Here is an 18,452-nt window from a genome sequence, read left to right on the forward strand (position 1 = left end):
GATGCCGTTTGAAAATATGAAAGAAAGCGCCTCCTTACATCTGGTCGTTCCTGGCAATCTCGGCGGGCAGCGTCTCGATCTGGCTTTGCAGCAAATGTTGCCCGACCATTCCCGTAGCCGATTGCAGGCATGGATCAAAGAGGAACTTGTCTTGCTGGATGGCAAGGCTACCACCGCCAAAACCAAGGTTTGGGGCGGTGAAAAACTGGACATCACGCCGCCTAAAAATGCGCAGGAAAACGCGTTTGAACCTGAAGATATCCCTTTGGACGTTGTTTACGAAGACGACGCCCTGATCATTATTAATAAGCCTGCCGGGCTGGTGGTGCATCCGGCCGCTGGTAACTGGAGCGGCACCTTGCTCAACGCTTTGCTGTTCCATTGGCCTGCTTTAAAAGAAGTGCCGCGTGCGGGTATTGTGCATCGGTTGGACAAAGATACCAGCGGTTTGCTGGTGGTGGCCAAAACGCTGGAGGCGCAAACCAGCCTAGTGCGCCAGTTACAGGCACGTACGGTGAAACGTGAGTACCGCGCGATTGTGTGGGGCCAGTTGTGGCGTAACGGCAAGGTCGACCAGCCTGTTGGCCGCCACCCGCATCACCGCACCAAGATGGCAGTGATTCGCCGTGGTCGCCCGGCCATCACGCATTATGAGATTCTGGAGCGCTTTGGCACCAATACTTACCTGCGCTGTAACCTCGAAACTGGCCGTACACACCAGATCCGCGTGCATTTGCAGCATTTAAAAGCGCCTATGGTCGGTGACCCGATGTATGGCATCGGCAATATTATTCCGCACAAGATGATGACGCCAGAGCTGCGTGAGGTGATTGGTAACTTTAAACGCCAGGCGTTACACGCTATTAAATTGGGCTTGATCCACCCGGTGACCAATGAGCCTATGGAATGGCAGATTGAATTGGCCGACGATATGCGTGAGCTGCTGGAAGCCATGCGCGTGGTCAAGCCGGTAGAGGAATTGCCGCCACCTGATTTTAATGTCGATGAAAATGGCCTGTTTATCGGTGATGATGACGAAGACTGGGGCGACGACGACTTTGATGAGTCCGAGGACGATCTGGACGAAGATTGGGGCGATGAGGACGAGTGATGGCAGGCCTGACATTCATCACCCCTGACTGGCCTGCGCCTGCCAATGTGAAAGCCATGCAGACCACGCGCAATGGTGGCGTGAGTACGGGCGTGTATGCCAGCTTGAACTTGGGTGATCATGTCAAAGACCATCCGCAGCACGTCGCTGCTAATCGGCAATTACTGAGCGGCTACATGCCCAGTGAGCCGATATGGCTCAACCAGGTGCATGGCGTGCGTGTGATCGACGCGGCTTTGTCGTCTTGCCTGGAAAGTGCAGATGCCAGTTTTGCTACGCGTAAGCAGGTGGTGTGCGTGACCATGACCGCGGATTGTTTGCCCGTGTTGTTGTGTAATCAGGCTGGCACGGCTGTGGCGGCGATTCATGCTGGTTGGCGCAGTTTGTGTGACGGCGTCATTGAAGCGACTGTCAACGCTATGCCTGTGCAGGCTGATCAATTGATGGCCTGGCTGGGGCCTGCCATTGGCCCTGAGGCGTTTGAAGTTGGTGGCGAGGTGAGGGCGCAGTTTATCGCGCAAGACGCTCAGGCTGAGCTCGCCTTTAAAGCCAAGGGTGACAAATGGCTAGGTGATTTATATGCGATTGCCAGCCAGCGCCTGCAAACACTCGGTATCACGCAGGTGTATGGTGGCGGCCGCTGCACATTTAATGAACCTGAGACCTTTTTCAGCTTCAGGCGCGATGGCGATACAGGCCGCATGGGGTGTTTTATCTGGCTGGAATAAACAAATTCTAATTGACCGCCGATAAACGCAGATGCACGCCGATACTGCTAACGGATTTTTTATCGGCGTGCATCGGCGTTTATCGGCGGTTAAATAAAAACAAACCTAAACACTCTTATGAAACAGCATTTAATTTTTGATTTAGACGGCACATTAATCGATTCTGCACCCAGCATTTTGCATTGTTTTGGTCTGGCATTTAGCACCACCAATACGCCATTGGCGGCACCGCTGACGCAGGATGTCATTGGCCCGCCGTTGATGGAAACGCTGAAACGGCTTTCCGGGAGCGAAGATACCACGGTATTGAACACGCTGGCCGCGGCATTCAAACAGCATTATGACAGTACAGGTTGCCTGCAGTCTGTCGTCTTTGATGGCGTGTCAGCCATGCTGCAGCAACTCAAAGACCTAGGCTACCAGTTGTATATTGCGACCAACAAGCGTTTTTACCCGACTGAAAGAATCATGACGCATTTGGGCTGGCAGGCGTTTTTTACCGGGGTCTATGCGTTGGATTATTTTAATCCGCCACTCAAATCCAAAGCCGAGATGATAGGTCGCGTGGTGGCTGATAACGCGCTAACCGTACAGGATTGTTTGTATATTGGTGATCGCCTGGAAGACGGGATGTCGGCCGATGCCAACCAGATGGATTTTGCCCTGGTCAGTTGGGGCTATGCCGGTGATGTTGCCATGCGCAAACCGCATTGGCATAGCTGCACCAAGGTGCAGGACCTTGCTGGTTTAATCTCAACTTTATAGATTCTTTTATTATGCTCAAGCGATTACGTGTTCGACGCCATCCGGCAAGCTTTAGTACAGGTGTCGACCCTTTGTTGAGTGGTCAACGGGTCTGGCCGAATATCTTGCTGGTAGTAGGCTTGACGGCATTAATCGCTGCAGGCATGTATCTGGATTGGGATGCCCGCGTATTAGCAGGTGTGACCGTGCTGGTTGGTTTGGTGACAGGACTATTTGTCTGGCTGGTCGGCATTATCGGCCTGGTGCCACTCATCGGTCCCATTATCGTTAAAGTGCTCAGTTTCGGTTTTATCTGGTTGCTCAATGCTATGGGCTACCTGGTGTCCTATATCGCCATCCGCCGCGGTTATTCGCGTGATGTGCTGACGTATCGCGGGCTGACCATGGCTTTGTTGATCGGCATTGTCATCGGTTATATTGTGGCACAGTTTATTTAAGGCTTAATCGCCTGATAGTCCCTGGCGACTGATAAAGCATAACTGTTTGTTTATGCTTTGTTTTTTTGATAACTCACGTATAATGCGCGGCTTCCCGCAATAAACACGGCATGGCTCATTTGTCTTTATTATTTTCAACGATTTCACCGCTTACCGGCATGGTGCTGGCTTGTTTGCTGGGCGGTGTCTTAAGCGTCTGTGTGGCGGCGGTGTTTGCGCTCAATGCCAAAAAGCATTGGGTACCTTTGTTGGTGAGCTATGCCATTGGCGCCTTGCTGGCCGCGGTGTTTCTCGAAATCTTGCCGCATGCGATTGAAACCAGCCCCAATATCGAGGCCATGACCGCCACCATGCTGTTCGGCGTGTTGCTGTTTTTTACCCTGGAAAAACTGGTGTTGTGGCGGCATTGCCACGGTGAGCATTGTGAAATGCATGCCATGCATGATGAGGCGCATTGCCCTGAGTTACATCCGGAACAGCAGGCAACTAAAAAGCCGCAAGGCGCGATCAAGTTCAAATTGCCGCAGGCTGCGCCAGCGCAGGTGGTGGGGCATCATCATGCGCATGCACACGATGGTGGCCGTAGTGGCTTGATGATTATGGTCGGTGATACTTTCCATAACTTTGTCGATGGCATCCTGATTTGTGCAGCCTTTATGGTCGATATGCAAGTTGGCTTGGTCACGGCATTAGCGATTATTGCGCACGAAATCCCACAAGAAGTGGGTGATTTCCTGATTTTGCTGCACTCCGGCTACAGCAAGAAAAAAGCATTCTTGTTTAATATTGCGTCCAGCCTGGCGACGCTGGCGGGTGGGCTGATTGCCTATCTGGCGTTGAATCTGGTTGAGCAGTGGGTGCCGTACATTTTAAGCCTGGCAGCGGCGAGCATGCTGTATGTGGCGGTGGCTGATTTGATTCCTGGCTTGCATAAACGCACGGCACTGCGCGATACCCTGAGTCAGATATTGTTAATTGTGTTGGGCGTGGCATCGGTCGCCCTGACCAAATGGTTGGTAGAAGGTTAAGAGAGAATCACTATGCAAAGTTCGCCTAAAGTCGGGTTTGTTTCCTTGGGTTGCCCCAAAGCGGGGTCGGATTCCGAGCGTATTTTGACCCAGCTGCGTGCTGAGGGCTATGAAATCAGCAACAGCTACGAGCAGTCAGACCTGGTGGTCGTTAATACCTGCGGCTTTATTGACTCGGCCGTGCAGGAATCGCTGGATGCGATTGGTGAAGCGCTTAATAAAAACGGCAAAGTAATTGTCACTGGCTGCCTGGGGGCCAAAAAAGACGTAGTGACTGGCGCGCACCCTAGCGTATTGGCCGTGACCGGCCCGCATGCGCTGGAAGAGGTGATGGGCCATGTGCATACGCATTTGCCCAAGCCGCATGATCCATTTGCAGACCTGGTTCCGCCACAAGGGATTCGTCTGACGCCCAAGCATTATGCTTACCTCAAAATTTCAGAGGGCTGTAACCACCGTTGCAGCTTCTGCATTATCCCTAGCATGCGCGGCGACCTGGTCAGCCGCCCGATTGGTGATGTGCTTAATGAGGCCGAAAGTCTGGTCAATGCCGGTGTGTCAGAAATCCTGGTGATTTCACAAGATACGTCTGCTTATGGCGTGGACATGAAGTTCCGCAAAGGTTTCTGGAATGGCCGTCCGGTGAAAACACATATGACGGAACTCAGTAAATCGCTGGGTGAGTTAGGTGTGTGGGTGCGTTTGCATTATGTGTATCCTTACCCGCATGTGGATGATGTGATTCCGCTGATGGCAGAGGGGGCGATTTTGCCTTATCTGGATGTGCCATTGCAGCACGCCAGCCCACGTATCCTCAAGTCCATGAAACGCCCGGCCAGCAGTGAAAACAACCTGGCGCGTATCAAGGCCTGGCGTGATATCTGCCCTGAGATTGCGATCCGCAGTACTTTTATTGTTGGCTTCCCGGGTGAAACCGAAGATGACTTTAAAATGTTGCTCGACTTTATGGAAGAAGCACAGTTGGACCGCGTAGGCTGTTTTGCTTATTCAGCAGTCGATGGTGCAGCGGCCAATGCCTTGCCTGACCCAGTGGCAGAAGAAATCAAGCAAGAGCGTTTAAGCCGCTTTATGGAGGTGCAGGAGCGCATCAGTGCGGCTAAAGTGGCGGCCAAGATTGGTAGCCTGCAAACCGTGCTGGTGGATGAACTGACTGAAGATGATGACGGCAACGTGATCGCCATTGCGCGGACCAAAAGCGATGCGCCGGAAATTGACGGTATCGTCTACCTGCAAGATGCAGATGGCTTAAATCCGGGTGATTTTGTCGATGTGCAAATCGTTGACTCGCAAGGTCACGACTTGATTGGCGCGCCGCCTGAGTTTTAAGCCAGCTGGATATAAAACACGTAAAAAATGCCGCAATCGCGGCATTTTTTATTGCTCATTTCGCTTAGGCGGTCACTGCCGGTCGTTCACAGTCGGCGCGCTCGGCAAACACATCCAGCGTAAACGGACAGCGTTTGAGTTTTTGTTGCGCTGATTTGCGTTTGCCTGTTTGTTGCAGGTTGACATAAGGGGTTTGGCTTAAACGCACATACCCTGATTGCAGCAATTTGCTGGCGGTGGTCTCAAACTGACTCAGCGGGTTATCCATATTTTGCAAGGTAATGCCTAGCTTGTGCACGGCAACCACATGGTAAATCGCGCTGGTTTGGCCTGGTGCAGCCGGTTTGCCATAAAGCTCGCCGACATGAATATCGCTGTTGGAAGAGGGGAGTTGCGTCATGGCTGCATCATATCGCGTTTGCGCGCTGGCTTCAATCTGGCCGCCGCCATTTTGCCGCAAAGGTGGATGCAGGCAGGAGTGCGGCTGCCATGTTAAAATGGCGGGCTTGAGCGTTCAGAAAGTTATTCATGTCACACCCTGTTAAAACCCGTTTTGCCCCTAGTCCAACCGGTTATCTTCATATTGGCGGCGCACGTACTGCTTTGTTCTCATGGGCGTATGCCAAGCGCCATGGCGGACAGTTTATCTTGCGGATTGAAGATACCGATGTCGCACGTTCAACGCCAGAGGCGGTACAGGCGATTCTGGATGGCATGGCATGGTTGCAACTGGACCATGACGAAGGCCCGTTTTACCAGATGCAGCGTATGGATACATACAAAAAAATCATTCAGAAAATGCTGGATGACGGCCATGCCTACTATTGCTATTGCAGCAAAGAAGAGCTGGACGCCTTGCGTGAAACGCAAATGCAGCAGGGGATCAAGCCACGCTATGATGGCCGCTGGCGCCCGGAAACAGGCAAGACCTTGCCTGACGCGCCCAAAGATATCCCGCCAGTCGTGCGTTTCAAAAACCCAACCACTGGTGTGGTGGCCTGGGATGATATGGTCAAAGGCCGCATTGAAATTGCCAATGCCGAGCTGGATGACCTGATTATTGCGCGCGCCGATGGCACGCCAACCTATAACTTCTGTGTTGTTGTTGATGACTGGGAAATGGGCGTGACGCAGGTGATTCGTGGTGATGACCATGTGAATAATACGCCGCGCCAGATCAATATGTTGCAAGCCCTGGGGGCGCAAGTGCCGCAATATGCGCATTTGTCCATGATTCTGGGCGATGACGGCCAAAAACTCTCCAAACGCCATGGTGCCGTGAGTGTGATGCAGTATCACGAAGACGGTTACTTGCGTGAAGCGGTGCTCAATTACCTGGCGCGTCTGGGCTGGTCACATGGTGATGATGAGGTATTCAGCATGGAGCAGTTCTGTGCCTGGTTTGACCTCGACCATATCACGCCTTCTGCTGCGCAGTTTAATACCGAAAAACTCAACTGGCTCAATGCACACTATATTAAAACGTTGCCATTAGAGCGCATCGCGGATGAAGTGAAGCCACGCCTGGCTGCCCTGGGCGTGACGGAGACGCAGTCCCCAGACTTGCTGGCGGTGCTGAATTTATACCGTGAGCGCGCCAATAACCTCAATCAACTGGCGAAAGAAATTGCGTTCTTCTACCAGGCGCCTACCATCAATGAGGCTGATGCCGCCAAGCATATCCAGGAAGAAACGGCTGCATATATAGAAAGTTTCTTGGAGAAGACTCAAGATTCCGACTGGGCTGCCGATAAATTACACGATGCGCTAAATCAGGTCGTGGCTGAGCAACAGATCAAGTTCCCCAAACTGGCCATGCCATTGCGGGTCGCTTTAATCGGTATCGCGCAGTCACCCAGTATTGATCAGGTGATGTCTATTCTGGGTAAAGAGGCCTGTTTGCAGCGTATTCGCGCATTATTTCCAAAAAAATAAGGTGCGGGGATTGAAATTGGAACAAATTAGTACAATCATAGTCATTATGATGGATTGGTGTTCAAGATAATAAAAACTCCAATACGATTAAAACAAACAAGGAGCAATTCTATGAATAATAAAGGCCAAATGTTACAAGACCCTTTTCTGAACGCCTTAAGAAAAGAACACGTGCAAGTGTCTATTTATCTGGTTAATGGTATCAAGCTGCAAGGTCAAGTCGACTCTTTCGACCAGTATGTGATTTTGTTAAAAAATACAGTGACCCAGATGGTATACAAACACGCGATTTCAACCATTGTTCCAGCGCGTCCAGTGAGTCTGGCGCCACACGAAACAGCACAAGAATCTTAATGCATGTTTGATAGACCAAGCGGCGGAGATGCCGTCGTTCTGGTCAGCGTCAACTTTGGTGATGCTGACTACGAAGAAAGTTTGCAAGAACTCCGCCACCTCGCCGGCACTGCCGGATTGAATATCTCAGCGACGCTGGAAGGCAAGCGTCAGGCTCCCGATCCCAAATACTTCATCGGTTCTGGTAAGGCTGATGAGCTCAAGGCCTTATTGGCAGCACATGATAGCAAGGTGGCTGCCTTTAATCATGACTTGAGCCCGTCGCAACAACGCAACCTCGAAAAACTGCTCGAAGCGCGTGTGGTTGACCGCACCGGCCTGATTCTGGATATTTTTGCCCAGCGCGCGCAGTCGCACGAAGGTAAATTGCAGGTCGAGCTGGCGCAACTGGAGCACTTGTCAACACGGCTGGTGCGTGGCTGGACCCACCTTGAGCGGCAAAAAGGTGGTATCGGTGTGCGTGGCGGCCCAGGTGAAACACAGCTGGAGCTGGATAGACGTATGCTGCGCGTACGCGTCAAGCAGTTGCGTGAAAAGCTGGATAAGCTTAAACAGCAGCGCGGTATGCAGCGGCGTGCGCGCAAGCGCTCTAACCTAATGACGGTGTCGCTGGTTGGCTACACCAACGCCGGAAAATCTACCTTGTTTAACCGATTGACGCACTCTGGCGTCTATGCGGCGGATCAGCTGTTCGCCACGCTGGATACCACCTCGCGAAAAATGCACTTGCCTGATGGCTACCCTGTGGTGTTGTCTGACACCGTTGGATTTATCAAGCATTTGCCTACCACCTTGATTGAAGCCTTTGGTGCTACGCTGGAAGAAGCGGCGCAGGCCGACTTGTTGCTGCATATTGTCGATGTGGCCAGCCCGAATCGCGACAATCAGATTGAGCAGGTCAATATTGTGCTGAACGAGATTGGCGCTGCTAATGTCCCACAGATTCTGGTGTTGAACCAGATTGACCGCATGGGCATGGCGCCCGGAGTCGACCTGGACGAATATGGTAACATCCGTACGGTGCGTGTCTCGGCACGAGAGGGTACTGGTATTGAGGATTTGCGCCAGGCGCTGTTACAACATCAGCAATATTTGAAAAAACTGAGCACGGAAGAAAGTGCTTATGTTTAAAAAATCAAAAAACACGGAGTACTAGCATGAGAAAATTCCCCGGCTTTTGGAATAAGAATAACGAAGGCCCGCCTGACCTGGATGAGGTATTCAAGGATTTGAATCAAAAGCTGAATCGTTTGTTTGGCAACAAAGGCGGCCAGGGTGGCGGCCCTAGAGGCAGTTCGCCTGCACCACAACCATTGCCAGTAGCGCCGATTCTTGGTTTAGTCGCCTTGATCTGGTTAGGTTCAGGCTTCTATATTGTCGACCAGGGTTCACGTGGCGTGGTATTGCGCTTTGGCCAGCATGTGGAAACCACCATGCCTGGTCCGCGCTGGCATTTGCCGTTCCCGATTGAAACCATAGAAAACGTCAACCTGGAGCAGGTGCGTACCATAGAAATGGGCTACCGTTCGTTTGACAGTGAGTCTGGCCGCAGCAAAGAGCTCAGGGAATCACTCATGTTGACAGATGATGAAAACATCATCGACTTGCAGGTGGCGGTGCAATACAACCTGAAGTCGGTGGAGGATTACCAGTTTAGCAATCGTTCTACCGAAGAGAGTGTGCGTGGCGTGGCAGAAACTGCGATTCGCGAAATCGTCGGTAAGAGCAAAATGGACTTTGTGCTGTATGAAGGCCGTGATGACGTGGCTGCCAAAGCGAAAAAACTCATGCAGGAAATGCTGGACAGGTATAAGTCCGGTATCAATATTGTCAACGTGACCATGCAGAATGCGCAGCCGCCAGAACAGGTGCAAGCGGCGTTTGACGATGCAGTCAAAGCCAAGCAGGATCTGGAACGCCAGAAAAATGAAGGCCAGGCTTACGCGAATGACGTGATTCCTAAGGCGCGCGGTACCGCCGCCCGCTTGTCTGAAGAGGCTGCAGGTTATAAGTTGCGTGTAGAAAACGAAGCCAAGGGTAACGCTGACCGTTTCGAGCAGATTCTGGCGCAATATAACAAGGCACCAGAAGTGACCCGTCAACGCCTGTATCTGGATGCGCAAGAACATGTGCTGGCGAATACCAGCAAAGTGCTGGTGGACCAAAAGGGCGGTAACAGCCTGCTGTATTTACCACTGGATAAACTCATGAGCATGAGCGGTGCAGCCGGTAATGCGGCATCTGCCCCTGCGGCAGTGGCTGACAAGCCTGTGCAGGAGACGCAAGCCGACTCAAGCACCTCGGATCGCTCGCGTGATGCGATGCGTAACCGTGATCGCGAATACCGCTAGATTGCCCTGAAGGAAAATACATTATGAGAAATATTGGAAGTCTGTTAATCGGGGTGTTTGTTCTACTGGTGATCATTACCTCTTCGGCCTATACCGTAGACCAGCGCGAATACGCACTGGTGTTCCGTCTGGGTGAAATTGTGTCGGTTAAGAGCGAGCCTGGGCTGTATTTCAAGATGCCTATGGTGGAAAACATCCGCTATTACGATAAGCGTATCCTGACCCTGAACTGGGAAGAGCCAGACCGTTTTATCACCAGTGAAAAGAAAAACGTGCTGGTGGATTCTTTTGTAAAATGGCGTATTGTTGACCCGTCCAAGTACTATGTATCAGTCCGTGGTGACGAGGTACAGGCTGAGCGACGTTTGTCGCAAATGGTGAACGATGGTTTGCGCGCCGAGTTTGGTAAACGCACGATTCATGATGTGGTGTCAGGCGAGCGTTCCGAGATCATGGAAATCCTGCGCCAGCGTGCCGATAAGGAAAGCCGTCAGATGGGTATCCAGATTCTGGATGTGCGTCTGCGTCGTGTCGATTTGCCAAAAGAAGTCAGCGAATCGGTGTATCAGCGTATGGAAGCTGAGCGTAAATCTGTGGCGAACGAACTGCGCTCACAAGGTGCAGCGGCCGCGGAAAAAATTCGCGCCGATGCGGATAAGCAACGCGAAGTGATTATTGCCGAAGCTTACCGTGATGCACAAAAGGTAAAGGGTGAGGGCGATGCCAAAGCGGCTGAGGTTTCTGCACAGGCGTTTGGTAAAAACCCGGAATTTTATGCGTTTTACCGCAGCCAGGAAGCTTATAAAAACAGCTTCAAAAGTAAATCTGACGTGATGGTGCTTGACCAAAGCTCGGAGTTCTTTAAATACATGCGTAGCAGTGGCAAGAAGTAATTTTGCCTGATGCCGTATGAACTGGTGGTGGCTGATCGGTGGTGTGCTGTTGGTTGAAGGTTTGATGCCACTGCTGTTTACCCGGGCATGGCGTCAGACCTTTGAAAAACTGCTGCAATTGCGCGATGGGCAGATCCGTTTTGTGGGATTTGCTTCAGTGGTCGCCGGATTGCTGGTGTTGTGGCTGAACCGTTGAGCCACTGGTTGGAGTTAAAAAAGCACGCAACCCTGCGTGCTTTTTTATTGTCACTCACCATGCCGTGTCATCACGACTGCTAAAGCCGTGCCTTAGGTAGGGGTTTGCGGGTATAATGGCAGGATGCATAATTGGTTACTTCCTGAATATATTGAAGATGTATTGCCCGCAGATGCGGCGCGTCTTGAATCTTACCGCCGACAACTGCTGGACCTGTTCCGCGTGCATGGCTATCAATATGTGATGCCACCCATGATGGAGTATGTGGAGTCATTGTTGACTGGCACCGGGCATGACCTGGATATTGCGACGTTTAAAGTGGTAGATCAGTTGACCGGGCGCCTGATGGGTTTGCGCGCAGATACGACGCCACAAGCAGCACGCATTGATGCACACATGTTGAACCACCAGGGTGTTTCACGCCTGTGTTATGCAGGCACGGTGTTGCGCACCAAGCCGGATGGATTAGCGCGTACGCGCGAGCCTTTGCAACTGGGCGCTGAATTGTATGGCCACGCGGGCATTGAGAGTGATATCGAAGTGCAGCGCCTGATGGTCAAAGCATTGCAGTTATTAGGTATGCGCACATTGTTCGTTGACCTGAGCCACGCGACTATTTTTGCCAGCTTGTCACATATGGCGCAGTTGGGCGTACAGCAGGAGCAGGCACTGCAAGCTGCGTTGCAGGCAAAAGACATTACGCTGGTAGAGCAACTGGTAGCGAATCTGCCGGAAAAATCCCGCCAGGCCTTTGTCGCACTCACCCAGCTGAATGGTGGCGTAGAAGTGTTGGATCAAGCGCATGATATTTTGCCGGAATCTGAAGAGATAGCACAGGCGTTACGAGAACTGGAAACCGTGGCAAATACACTGACCACGGATGATGTCACCGTGACTATTGATTTGAGCGAGCTGCGCGGTTATCACTATCACAGTGGCATGGTGTTTGCCGCTTATGCCAAAGGCTATGCAGGCCCGATTGCATTGGGCGGACGTTACGATGAAGTCGGTGCAGCGTTTGGCCGTGCACGTCCGGCAACCGGCTTTAGCCTGGATTTGCGTGGCGCGTTGCAGGCATTGGGTCCGGCAACACTGAATAAAGGGATTCTGGCGCCGGTGGCGGCAGAACCAGAACTATTGTCTTTGATCGACACCTTGCGTTCACAAGGGCAGATTGTGGTGGAAGCATTGCCAGATATGCCTGTGAACTATTCTGAATTGGCTTGTGACCGCACTCTGCAAAAGATCGATGGTCGCTGGCAAGTGGTGGCTGTATAAGTCAGCCCGCTATTTTTGTTTTTACAAGATATTAATTGAACATGACACAATCTAAGCAAGCAAAAAACGTCGTTGTGATTGGCACCCAATGGGGCGACGAAGGTAAAGGTAAAATTGTAGACTGGCTGACGGATCACGCCCAGGGCGTGGTGCGCTTTCAGGGCGGCCATAACGCTGGTCATACCTTGGTGGTTGGTCAGGGTGCGGCACAAAAAGTGTACAAGCTGAACCTGGTGCCTTCGGGCATCGTGCGTGATGGCGTTAACTGTTACATCGGTAACGGCGTTGTGCTGGATACCACGCATTTGCTGCATGAGATTTCCACCTTGGAACAAGGCGGCCTGGATGTTAAAAACCGCCTGAAAGTCAGCCCAGGCTGTCCATTGATTCTGTCCCATCACGTGGCTGTGGATTTGGCGCGTGAAGCCAAGCGTAGCGCCGAGAAAAAAATCGGCACCACAGGCAAGGGCATCGGCCCTGCTTATGAAGACAAAGTGGCCAGACGTGCTTTGCGTGTCTATGACTTGTTCCACCCTGAGCGCTTTGCTGAAAAACTGCGCGAAGTCATGGATTACCACAACTTTGTGCTGACCAACTACTTGGGCGCGGCTGCAGTGGATTTCCAGCAGCAATACGATGCCAGCATGCAGCACGCAGTGGCCTTGAAACCTATGGTGGCCGATATTTCTGCTGCCCTGTATGAAGCGAATGCGCGTGGCGAACACCTGTTATTTGAAGGTGCACAAGGCACTTTGCTGGATGTCGATCACGGTACTTATCCTTACGTGACTTCCAGTAACTGTATCGCAGGCCAGGCTTCTGCGGGTACCGGTGTCGGCGCCAATATGCTGCACTATGTATTGGGTATCACCAAGGCTTACACCACACGTGTGGGTGGCGGGCCGTTCCCGAGCGAACTGGATATCGACACCGAAGGCGCACCTGGTCACCAGATGTCTAACAAAGGCCAGGAAATCGGTACCGTGACACGCCGTAAGCGTCGTTGTGGCTGGTTTGATGCGGCTGCTTTGCGTCGTTCCGCGCGTATCAATGGCTTAACCGGTCTGTGCATCACCAAACTGGATGTGCTGGACGGCATTGAGTCGCTGGATATTTGTACCGGTTACAAGCTGGATGGCAAAATCGTTGATATGTTGCCAGTGGGCGCGGATGATGTGGCGCGTTGTGAGCCTATTTACGAAACCGTACCTGGCTGGACTGAAACCACTTTTGGTGTCAAAACCTGGGACGCGCTGCCTAAAAATGCGCAGCACTATCTCAAGCGCCTGGAGGCAGTGTGCGGTGTGCCAATTGCGATTGTGTCTACCGGCCCAGAGCGTGACGAAACCATCGTCTTGCAACATCCTTTTGCTTAATCGTCAGAGTAGTTTGACATGCGTGCACAACGGCTAGCCTGGGCAATTACTGGTTCCGGGCATTATCTGCGTGAGTCTTTGGCTATCCTGCAAACCTTGCAGGATGTCGATATCTACCTGAGCCGCGCAGCGGCCGAAATTATCCAGCAATATGGTTTTCAGGCAGCCCTCGAAGCCACAGGCCACAAGGTGTACCAGGATAAGACCGCCAGTAGTGTGCCAGTTGAACGCTTTTATGAAGGCGTCTACCATACGCTGGTCATTTCGCCTGCCACGTCTAATACAATTGCCAAAATGGCTTATGGTTTTTCTGATAGCCTGGTGACTAACCTGTTTGCACAAGCCGGTAAAACGCGCGTGCACAGCATTTTATTCGCTTGTGATACGGCGCCAGAGTTAGAGTCGGAAGCGCCACGGGATAATGTTGTTAAAGTATTCCCGCGCCAGATTGACCTTGAAAACGTGGCCAGGCTGAAGCAGTTTGCCGACACTAGCGTCGTAGAAGACATGGCTGCCTTGCAAGATGCCATCATGCAGCGTCTGGCTGCATTGCATGACCTGCATTTGCACGATGGCGTACAGGTGTTAGATCAAGTCACCGACTAACGCGATGACTCGGCTGCTGTTTCTCACCGGAAAACTGGCAGAGCACAGTCTGCGTCAGATATTGCAGTCTATCCAGGCTGACAGTAAACAGTCTCCGTTTGAATATGAGGTCAAGCAAATCGGCGTCTCTGTTGCCGCTTTGATGACACCGCCTTTAATTGCGCGCCGTCTGGCAAAGGTGGAAAATATAGATAAGGTGATTTTGCCCGGTTTATGCCAAGGGGATCTGGCGCCCCTGGAGGCGCAGTGGGGCGTGCCAGTGGAGCGGGGGCCAAAAGACTTGAAAGATTTGCCGCAATATTTTGGTCAACAAGGTAAAGCACCTGACCTGACCCAACATAGCGTCACTATTTTTGCCGAAATTGTCGATGCGCCTGATCTGACCATCCCACAAATTGTTGCCAGAGCTGAGCATTTCCGGCAGCAGGGGGCTGATGTCATCGACCTAGGTTGCCTGCCAAGCAAAGCCTTTGCGCATATGACAGACGCCGTGCAGGCGCTTAAAGCCGAAGGCTTTCAGGTCAGCGTAGACTCCATGCGCGAAGAGGATTTGCTGGCTGCGGGTAAGGCGGGAGCAGATTATTTGCTGAGCCTGCATGAAAAAAGCCTGTGGATTGCCGATGAAGTGGCATCTACGCCTATTTTGATTCCAGCCAAACCGGGGAGTTTTGCCAGCTTGCAACGCGCCATTGAGCATTGTTTAAAGCGGGGGCGTCGTTTTATCGCCGACCCGATTCTGGATCCTATTCATTTTGGTCTGACCGACTCCATTGTGCGTTATCACAAGTTGCGCAAAAAGTATCCTGATATTGCCATTATGATGGGGGTAGGCAACCTGACTGAATTGACCGATGCGGATACCACTGGTGTCAATGCCATGCTGTTTGGCATGATCAGTGAGTTGAATATCAATGCCGTGCTGGCAACGTCTGTCAGCCCACACGCCAGTGAAGCTGTGGCTGAGGCAGATATCGCGCGACGTGTGATGTATCGCGCCAGCCAGGATAAGCGCCTGCCACGCGGGTATTCTAATGGGCTGTTAGGCTTGCATGATCGTAAGCCTTTCCCTTATAGCGCCGAAGAAATCATGACCATGGCCAGCCAGATTAAAGACCCGAGTTTTAGGATCATGGTCAGCGAGCAAGGTGTGCATGTTTATAATCGGGATGGTATCCAGCACGACACGGATCCTTACCGTTTTTATCCAACACTTAATGTACAAGATGACGCATCGCATGCGTTTTACCTCGGTGTGGAGCTGGCGCGTGCGCAAATTGCCTGGCAACTGAAAAAACGCTATGTACAAGACGAGTTGCTGGAGTGGGGTGTGGCTTCGGTGCAGCAAAACAAACAGGCTAAAGTAGCCCATCGCGAGGCTTCTATTCAGGAGCGTTTGGAAAACGCACGCACCAAATCTAATGACAACACAATGCCTGGTAGTTCTTCACCAGGCACGGAATAATTTTCATGATTTACGAAACGATAGTGACGACCAGTTCGACGGATGGGGATGTGCATGTCGCGCCATTTGGTATTCAATGGCACGAGGGCAGGGTGCTGATCATGCCTTTCAAACCATCGACGACCTTGCAGAATATTTTGCAAACCGGTTTTGCGGTATTAAACCTCACGGATGATGTTCGCGTATTTGCCGCGGCGATTGCCAAGAAGGCGGCGTTTGCCACTGAGCCTATCGCCACCGGGCAAGGCGTCAGGCTGAAAGATTGCTTGGCGCATCATGTATTACGTTTGCAGCAGGTCGAGGAAGATGAAATGCGTCCCAGGTTATGGATGCAAGTGGTCGAAAGTGCATCGCACGCGCCATTTATGGGCTTTAACCGTGCGCAGGCGGCGGTGATTGAGTTGGCAGTACTGGTCAGTCGTTTGCATATGTTGCCTGCTGAAAAAATCACCCAGGAAATGCAATACCTGCAAATCGCCATCGATAAAACAGCCGGGCCACGCGAACAAGAGGCCTGGCAATGGCTGGTGGATTGCGTTAATAATCACCTGGCGCAACAAAGCGGCCTGCAGCAAGCGTGAGTCAGGCTATGCAAGTATTAGTCAGTGTCAACTCAGTGCCAGAGGCGCAACTGGTGCTCTCTGCAGGCGTGTCATTAATTGATTTGAAGGACACCAGTCACGGCGCGCTGGCCGCGTTAGACCTGGATGTTTCAAAAGCCATTGTGGATACCGTAAATGCGTATCGCCAGCAGTTCGCTGCAACCGGGATTATTATCAGTGCTACCGTCGGTGATCACTGTACTTCTGTGGCGGATTTAATTCAACGCATTGAAAGCCGCCTCAATCTTGGTGTCGAGGTGATTAAGCTGCCAGAAACTATTTGGGACGATCCTTCCTATCAACCTACGATAGCGGCATTTCTTGAGCAGGGTATTAGGCTTATTGCCGTTCTGACGCCAGCCAGTCTGTCTGAGGCGCGTATGGCTGGGCGAGTGCAGTTTCTGGCGCAACAGGGTTATTGGGGGGCAATGGTAGACACCACGCTGAAATCCAGCCCTTTAACAGAAATGGTATCTCCCTTAGTGCTCGCTCATTTTGTACAGGCGGCAAAAGCAGCGCAATTGTTTGTCGGCCTTGCTGGAGGTCTCTCATTATCACATGTGGAGCCATTGGCTGCACTGGGCGCTGATTATGTCGGCTACCGCAGTGGTTTGTGTATTGATGGGCAAAGAGCACAAGGATTGTTAACAAGCAAGGTGCAACAGCTCGTTGCGCGAGTGTCTGAAATTTGTTGAATAATTGGTCTCCAAGCTAATAAATACGTGAATGAAATGCCCGTTAGGGTTGCACCAGCCCAACGCTTTGCGTATAGTTCAACTTGTAAGTATTTTCAAAGATGTGGCGAAAATGCCCAATAACAAAGGAGTCAATGAATGAAAAAAAGTTTTTTAGGCTTGGCAATTGCTTCTGCATTTGTATTTGCATCGCAAGTTGCGCAGGCTGAAGACATGTACCGTGGCGCTTGGTATGTTGTTCCAGGTGCAACCTACATGAACACTGACAATGATCTCGAAGCTGACAATGGCCGTGGCGGTTTTCTGTCTATTGGTAAAGAGCTGAGCGAGCACTGGGACATTCAAGGCCGTTTGGGTTACAACCGTGCTGACGAAGACACTGGCATTGCTGGCGCAAGTGGCAAATACAAGCAAACTGCTTTAGGTCTGGATGCATTGTATATGTTCAGCCGCGAAAAATTCCGTCCATTCCTGTTGGCAGGTATTGGCGCAGCGCGTAACAACGTTGACTACAGCAACGTTGGTCTGTCAGACAAATCAAATACTTCCTGGATGGCTAACGTAGGTCTGGGTGCACAATACTTGTTTAGCGACAAGTTCGGTGTTCAGGCTGATTTGCGTCACCAATGGAGCCGTGCGGATGCACGTAACGCTGCTCGTACAGTAGATGCTGACGAAACAATTGGCAACACACTGTTCAACATCGGCGGTATCTTCCGCTTTGGTGCACCAGCACCAGTGGTTGAAGAGCCAACACCAGAGCCAACACCAGCACCATTGGCAGCGGCTGAGCCAGCACCGGCACCAGCACCTGCTCCAGTAGCACCAGCACCAGTGTGTAAGCCACAAAACGAAACAGTGACAGTAAGTGCTGAAAAACTGTTTGGTTTCGACAAAGCTAACCTGCGTGAAGAAGGCCGTAAAGTTCTGGAAGAAACAGCTGCTAAGATCAAAGCTAACCCAGAAATTACTGCTGTGATCGTAACCGGCCACACAGACCGTATTGGTTCTGATGCTTACAACCAGAAGTTGTCTGAGCGTCGCGCTAAAATGGTTGCTGACTACCTGATTGCTCAAGGTGTTGATAGCAATATCATCACTTCTGAAGGTAAAGGTAAAACTGAGCCAGTGGTTCAATGCGAAGGTAAAAAAGTAAGCAAAAAACTGATTTCTTGCTTGCAACCTAACCGCCGCGTTGATATCCGCGCTGAAGGCACTAAACAAGTTGGTTGCCAATAATCAGATTTAAGTCTGAATAAAAAAGCCACGCGTCAGCGTGGCTTTTTTT

The 18,452-nt window shown here is 51.5% G+C and carries 20 protein-coding genes; 19 read left to right on the forward strand and 1 reads right to left on the reverse strand.

The window, feature by feature from the left end; genetic code table 11:
• Position 1 precedes the first annotated feature (1 nt).
• From rluD to rimO, 6 genes are all read left to right on the forward strand, one after another.
• Positions 2–1,111 carry a 23S rRNA pseudouridine(1911/1915/1917) synthase RluD gene (gene rluD / locus INP78_RS08755; protein WP_194741837.1) on the forward strand — a complete coding sequence of 370 codons (1,110 nt, stop codon included), beginning with the start codon at positions 2–4 and terminating at the stop codon, positions 1,109–1,111.
• Positions 1,111–1,839 carry a peptidoglycan editing factor PgeF gene (gene pgeF / locus INP78_RS08760; protein WP_194741838.1) on the forward strand — a complete coding sequence of 243 codons (729 nt, stop codon included), beginning with the start codon at positions 1,111–1,113 and terminating at the stop codon, positions 1,837–1,839. The genes rluD and pgeF overlap by 1 nt, the downstream gene beginning before the upstream one ends.
• A gap of 117 nt (positions 1,840–1,956) precedes the next feature.
• Positions 1,957–2,604: an HAD family hydrolase gene (locus INP78_RS08765; protein ID WP_194741839.1), complete on the forward strand. Its 648-nt coding sequence runs from the start codon at positions 1,957–1,959 to the stop codon at positions 2,602–2,604.
• Between the two features lie 11 nt (positions 2,605–2,615).
• Entirely contained in the window at positions 2,616–3,041 is a 426-nt protein-coding gene (locus INP78_RS08770; protein ID WP_194741840.1) for a hypothetical protein, read from the forward strand.
• 110 nt (positions 3,042–3,151) lie between these two features.
• Positions 3,152–4,069 carry a ZIP family metal transporter gene (locus INP78_RS08775; RefSeq protein ID WP_194741841.1) on the forward strand — a complete coding sequence of 306 codons (918 nt, stop codon included), beginning with the start codon at positions 3,152–3,154 and terminating at the stop codon, positions 4,067–4,069.
• A gap of 12 nt (positions 4,070–4,081) precedes the next feature.
• Positions 4,082–5,416 carry a 30S ribosomal protein S12 methylthiotransferase RimO gene (rimO, locus tag INP78_RS08780; RefSeq protein ID WP_194741842.1) on the forward strand — a complete coding sequence of 445 codons (1,335 nt, stop codon included), beginning with the start codon at positions 4,082–4,084 and terminating at the stop codon, positions 5,414–5,416.
• Positions 5,417–5,480: 64 nt separating this feature from the next.
• On the opposite strand, the gene INP78_RS08785 is transcribed toward rimO, so the two are convergent.
• Positions 5,481–5,876: a hypothetical protein gene (locus INP78_RS08785; RefSeq protein WP_228522765.1), complete on the reverse strand. Its 396-nt coding sequence runs from the start codon at positions 5,874–5,876 to the stop codon at positions 5,481–5,483.
• Between the two features lie 68 nt (positions 5,877–5,944).
• On the opposite strand from INP78_RS08785, the gene gltX reads away from it, so the two are divergent.
• From gltX to INP78_RS08850, 13 genes are all read left to right on the forward strand, one after another.
• Positions 5,945–7,351 carry a glutamate--tRNA ligase gene (gltX, locus tag INP78_RS08790; RefSeq protein WP_194741843.1) on the forward strand — a complete coding sequence of 469 codons (1,407 nt, stop codon included), beginning with the start codon at positions 5,945–5,947 and terminating at the stop codon, positions 7,349–7,351.
• A gap of 111 nt (positions 7,352–7,462) precedes the next feature.
• Entirely contained in the window at positions 7,463–7,705 is a 243-nt protein-coding gene (hfq, locus tag INP78_RS08795) for an RNA chaperone Hfq (protein WP_019882148.1), read from the forward strand.
• Positions 7,706–7,708: 3 nt separating this feature from the next.
• The gene (gene hflX, locus INP78_RS08800; protein WP_194741844.1) at positions 7,709–8,836 is read left to right on the forward strand and encodes a GTPase HflX; all 1,128 of its coding nucleotides are present in this window, start codon (positions 7,709–7,711) and stop codon (positions 8,834–8,836) included.
• Between the two features lie 26 nt (positions 8,837–8,862).
• Complete coding sequence (hflK, locus tag INP78_RS08805; protein WP_194741845.1) at positions 8,863–10,056, forward strand: FtsH protease activity modulator HflK; 1,194 nt, start codon at positions 8,863–8,865, stop codon at positions 10,054–10,056.
• Between the two features lie 23 nt (positions 10,057–10,079).
• Positions 10,080–10,949, forward strand: coding sequence for a protease modulator HflC (gene hflC / locus INP78_RS08810; protein WP_194741846.1), 870 nt, complete (start codon positions 10,080–10,082; stop codon positions 10,947–10,949).
• Between the two features lie 16 nt (positions 10,950–10,965).
• Positions 10,966–11,145: a DUF2065 domain-containing protein gene (locus INP78_RS08815; protein ID WP_194741847.1), complete on the forward strand. Its 180-nt coding sequence runs from the start codon at positions 10,966–10,968 to the stop codon at positions 11,143–11,145.
• Between the two features lie 123 nt (positions 11,146–11,268).
• The gene (locus INP78_RS08820) at positions 11,269–12,423 is read left to right on the forward strand and encodes an ATP phosphoribosyltransferase regulatory subunit (RefSeq protein WP_194741848.1); all 1,155 of its coding nucleotides are present in this window, start codon (positions 11,269–11,271) and stop codon (positions 12,421–12,423) included.
• Positions 12,424–12,464: 41 nt separating this feature from the next.
• A complete protein-coding gene (locus tag INP78_RS08825; RefSeq protein WP_194741849.1) occupies positions 12,465–13,799 on the forward strand; it encodes an adenylosuccinate synthase in 1,335 nt (444 codons plus the stop codon).
• A gap of 18 nt (positions 13,800–13,817) precedes the next feature.
• On the forward strand, positions 13,818–14,405 hold the full coding sequence (locus INP78_RS08830) for a flavoprotein (RefSeq protein ID WP_194741850.1): 588 nt from the start codon (positions 13,818–13,820) through the stop codon (positions 14,403–14,405).
• A 4-nt stretch (positions 14,406–14,409) separates the two neighbouring features.
• Positions 14,410–15,867, forward strand: a complete 1,458-nt coding sequence (locus tag INP78_RS08835; RefSeq protein WP_194741851.1) for a DUF6513 domain-containing protein — start codon at positions 14,410–14,412, stop codon at positions 15,865–15,867.
• 5 nt (positions 15,868–15,872) lie between these two features.
• The gene (locus tag INP78_RS08840; RefSeq protein ID WP_194741852.1) at positions 15,873–16,448 is read left to right on the forward strand and encodes a DUF447 domain-containing protein; all 576 of its coding nucleotides are present in this window, start codon (positions 15,873–15,875) and stop codon (positions 16,446–16,448) included.
• 8 nt (positions 16,449–16,456) lie between these two features.
• Positions 16,457–17,164, forward strand: coding sequence for a (5-formylfuran-3-yl)methyl phosphate synthase (locus INP78_RS08845; RefSeq protein WP_194741853.1), 708 nt, complete (start codon positions 16,457–16,459; stop codon positions 17,162–17,164).
• Positions 17,165–17,302: 138 nt separating this feature from the next.
• Positions 17,303–18,403: an OmpA family protein gene (locus INP78_RS08850; protein WP_194741854.1), complete on the forward strand. Its 1,101-nt coding sequence runs from the start codon at positions 17,303–17,305 to the stop codon at positions 18,401–18,403.
• The last annotated feature ends 49 nt before the right edge of the window (positions 18,404–18,452 follow it).

Origin of the sequence: Methylophilus sp. 14 (assembly GCF_015354345.1) — a bacterium.
Classification (GTDB): Bacteria; Pseudomonadota; Gammaproteobacteria; order Burkholderiales; family Methylophilaceae; genus Methylophilus.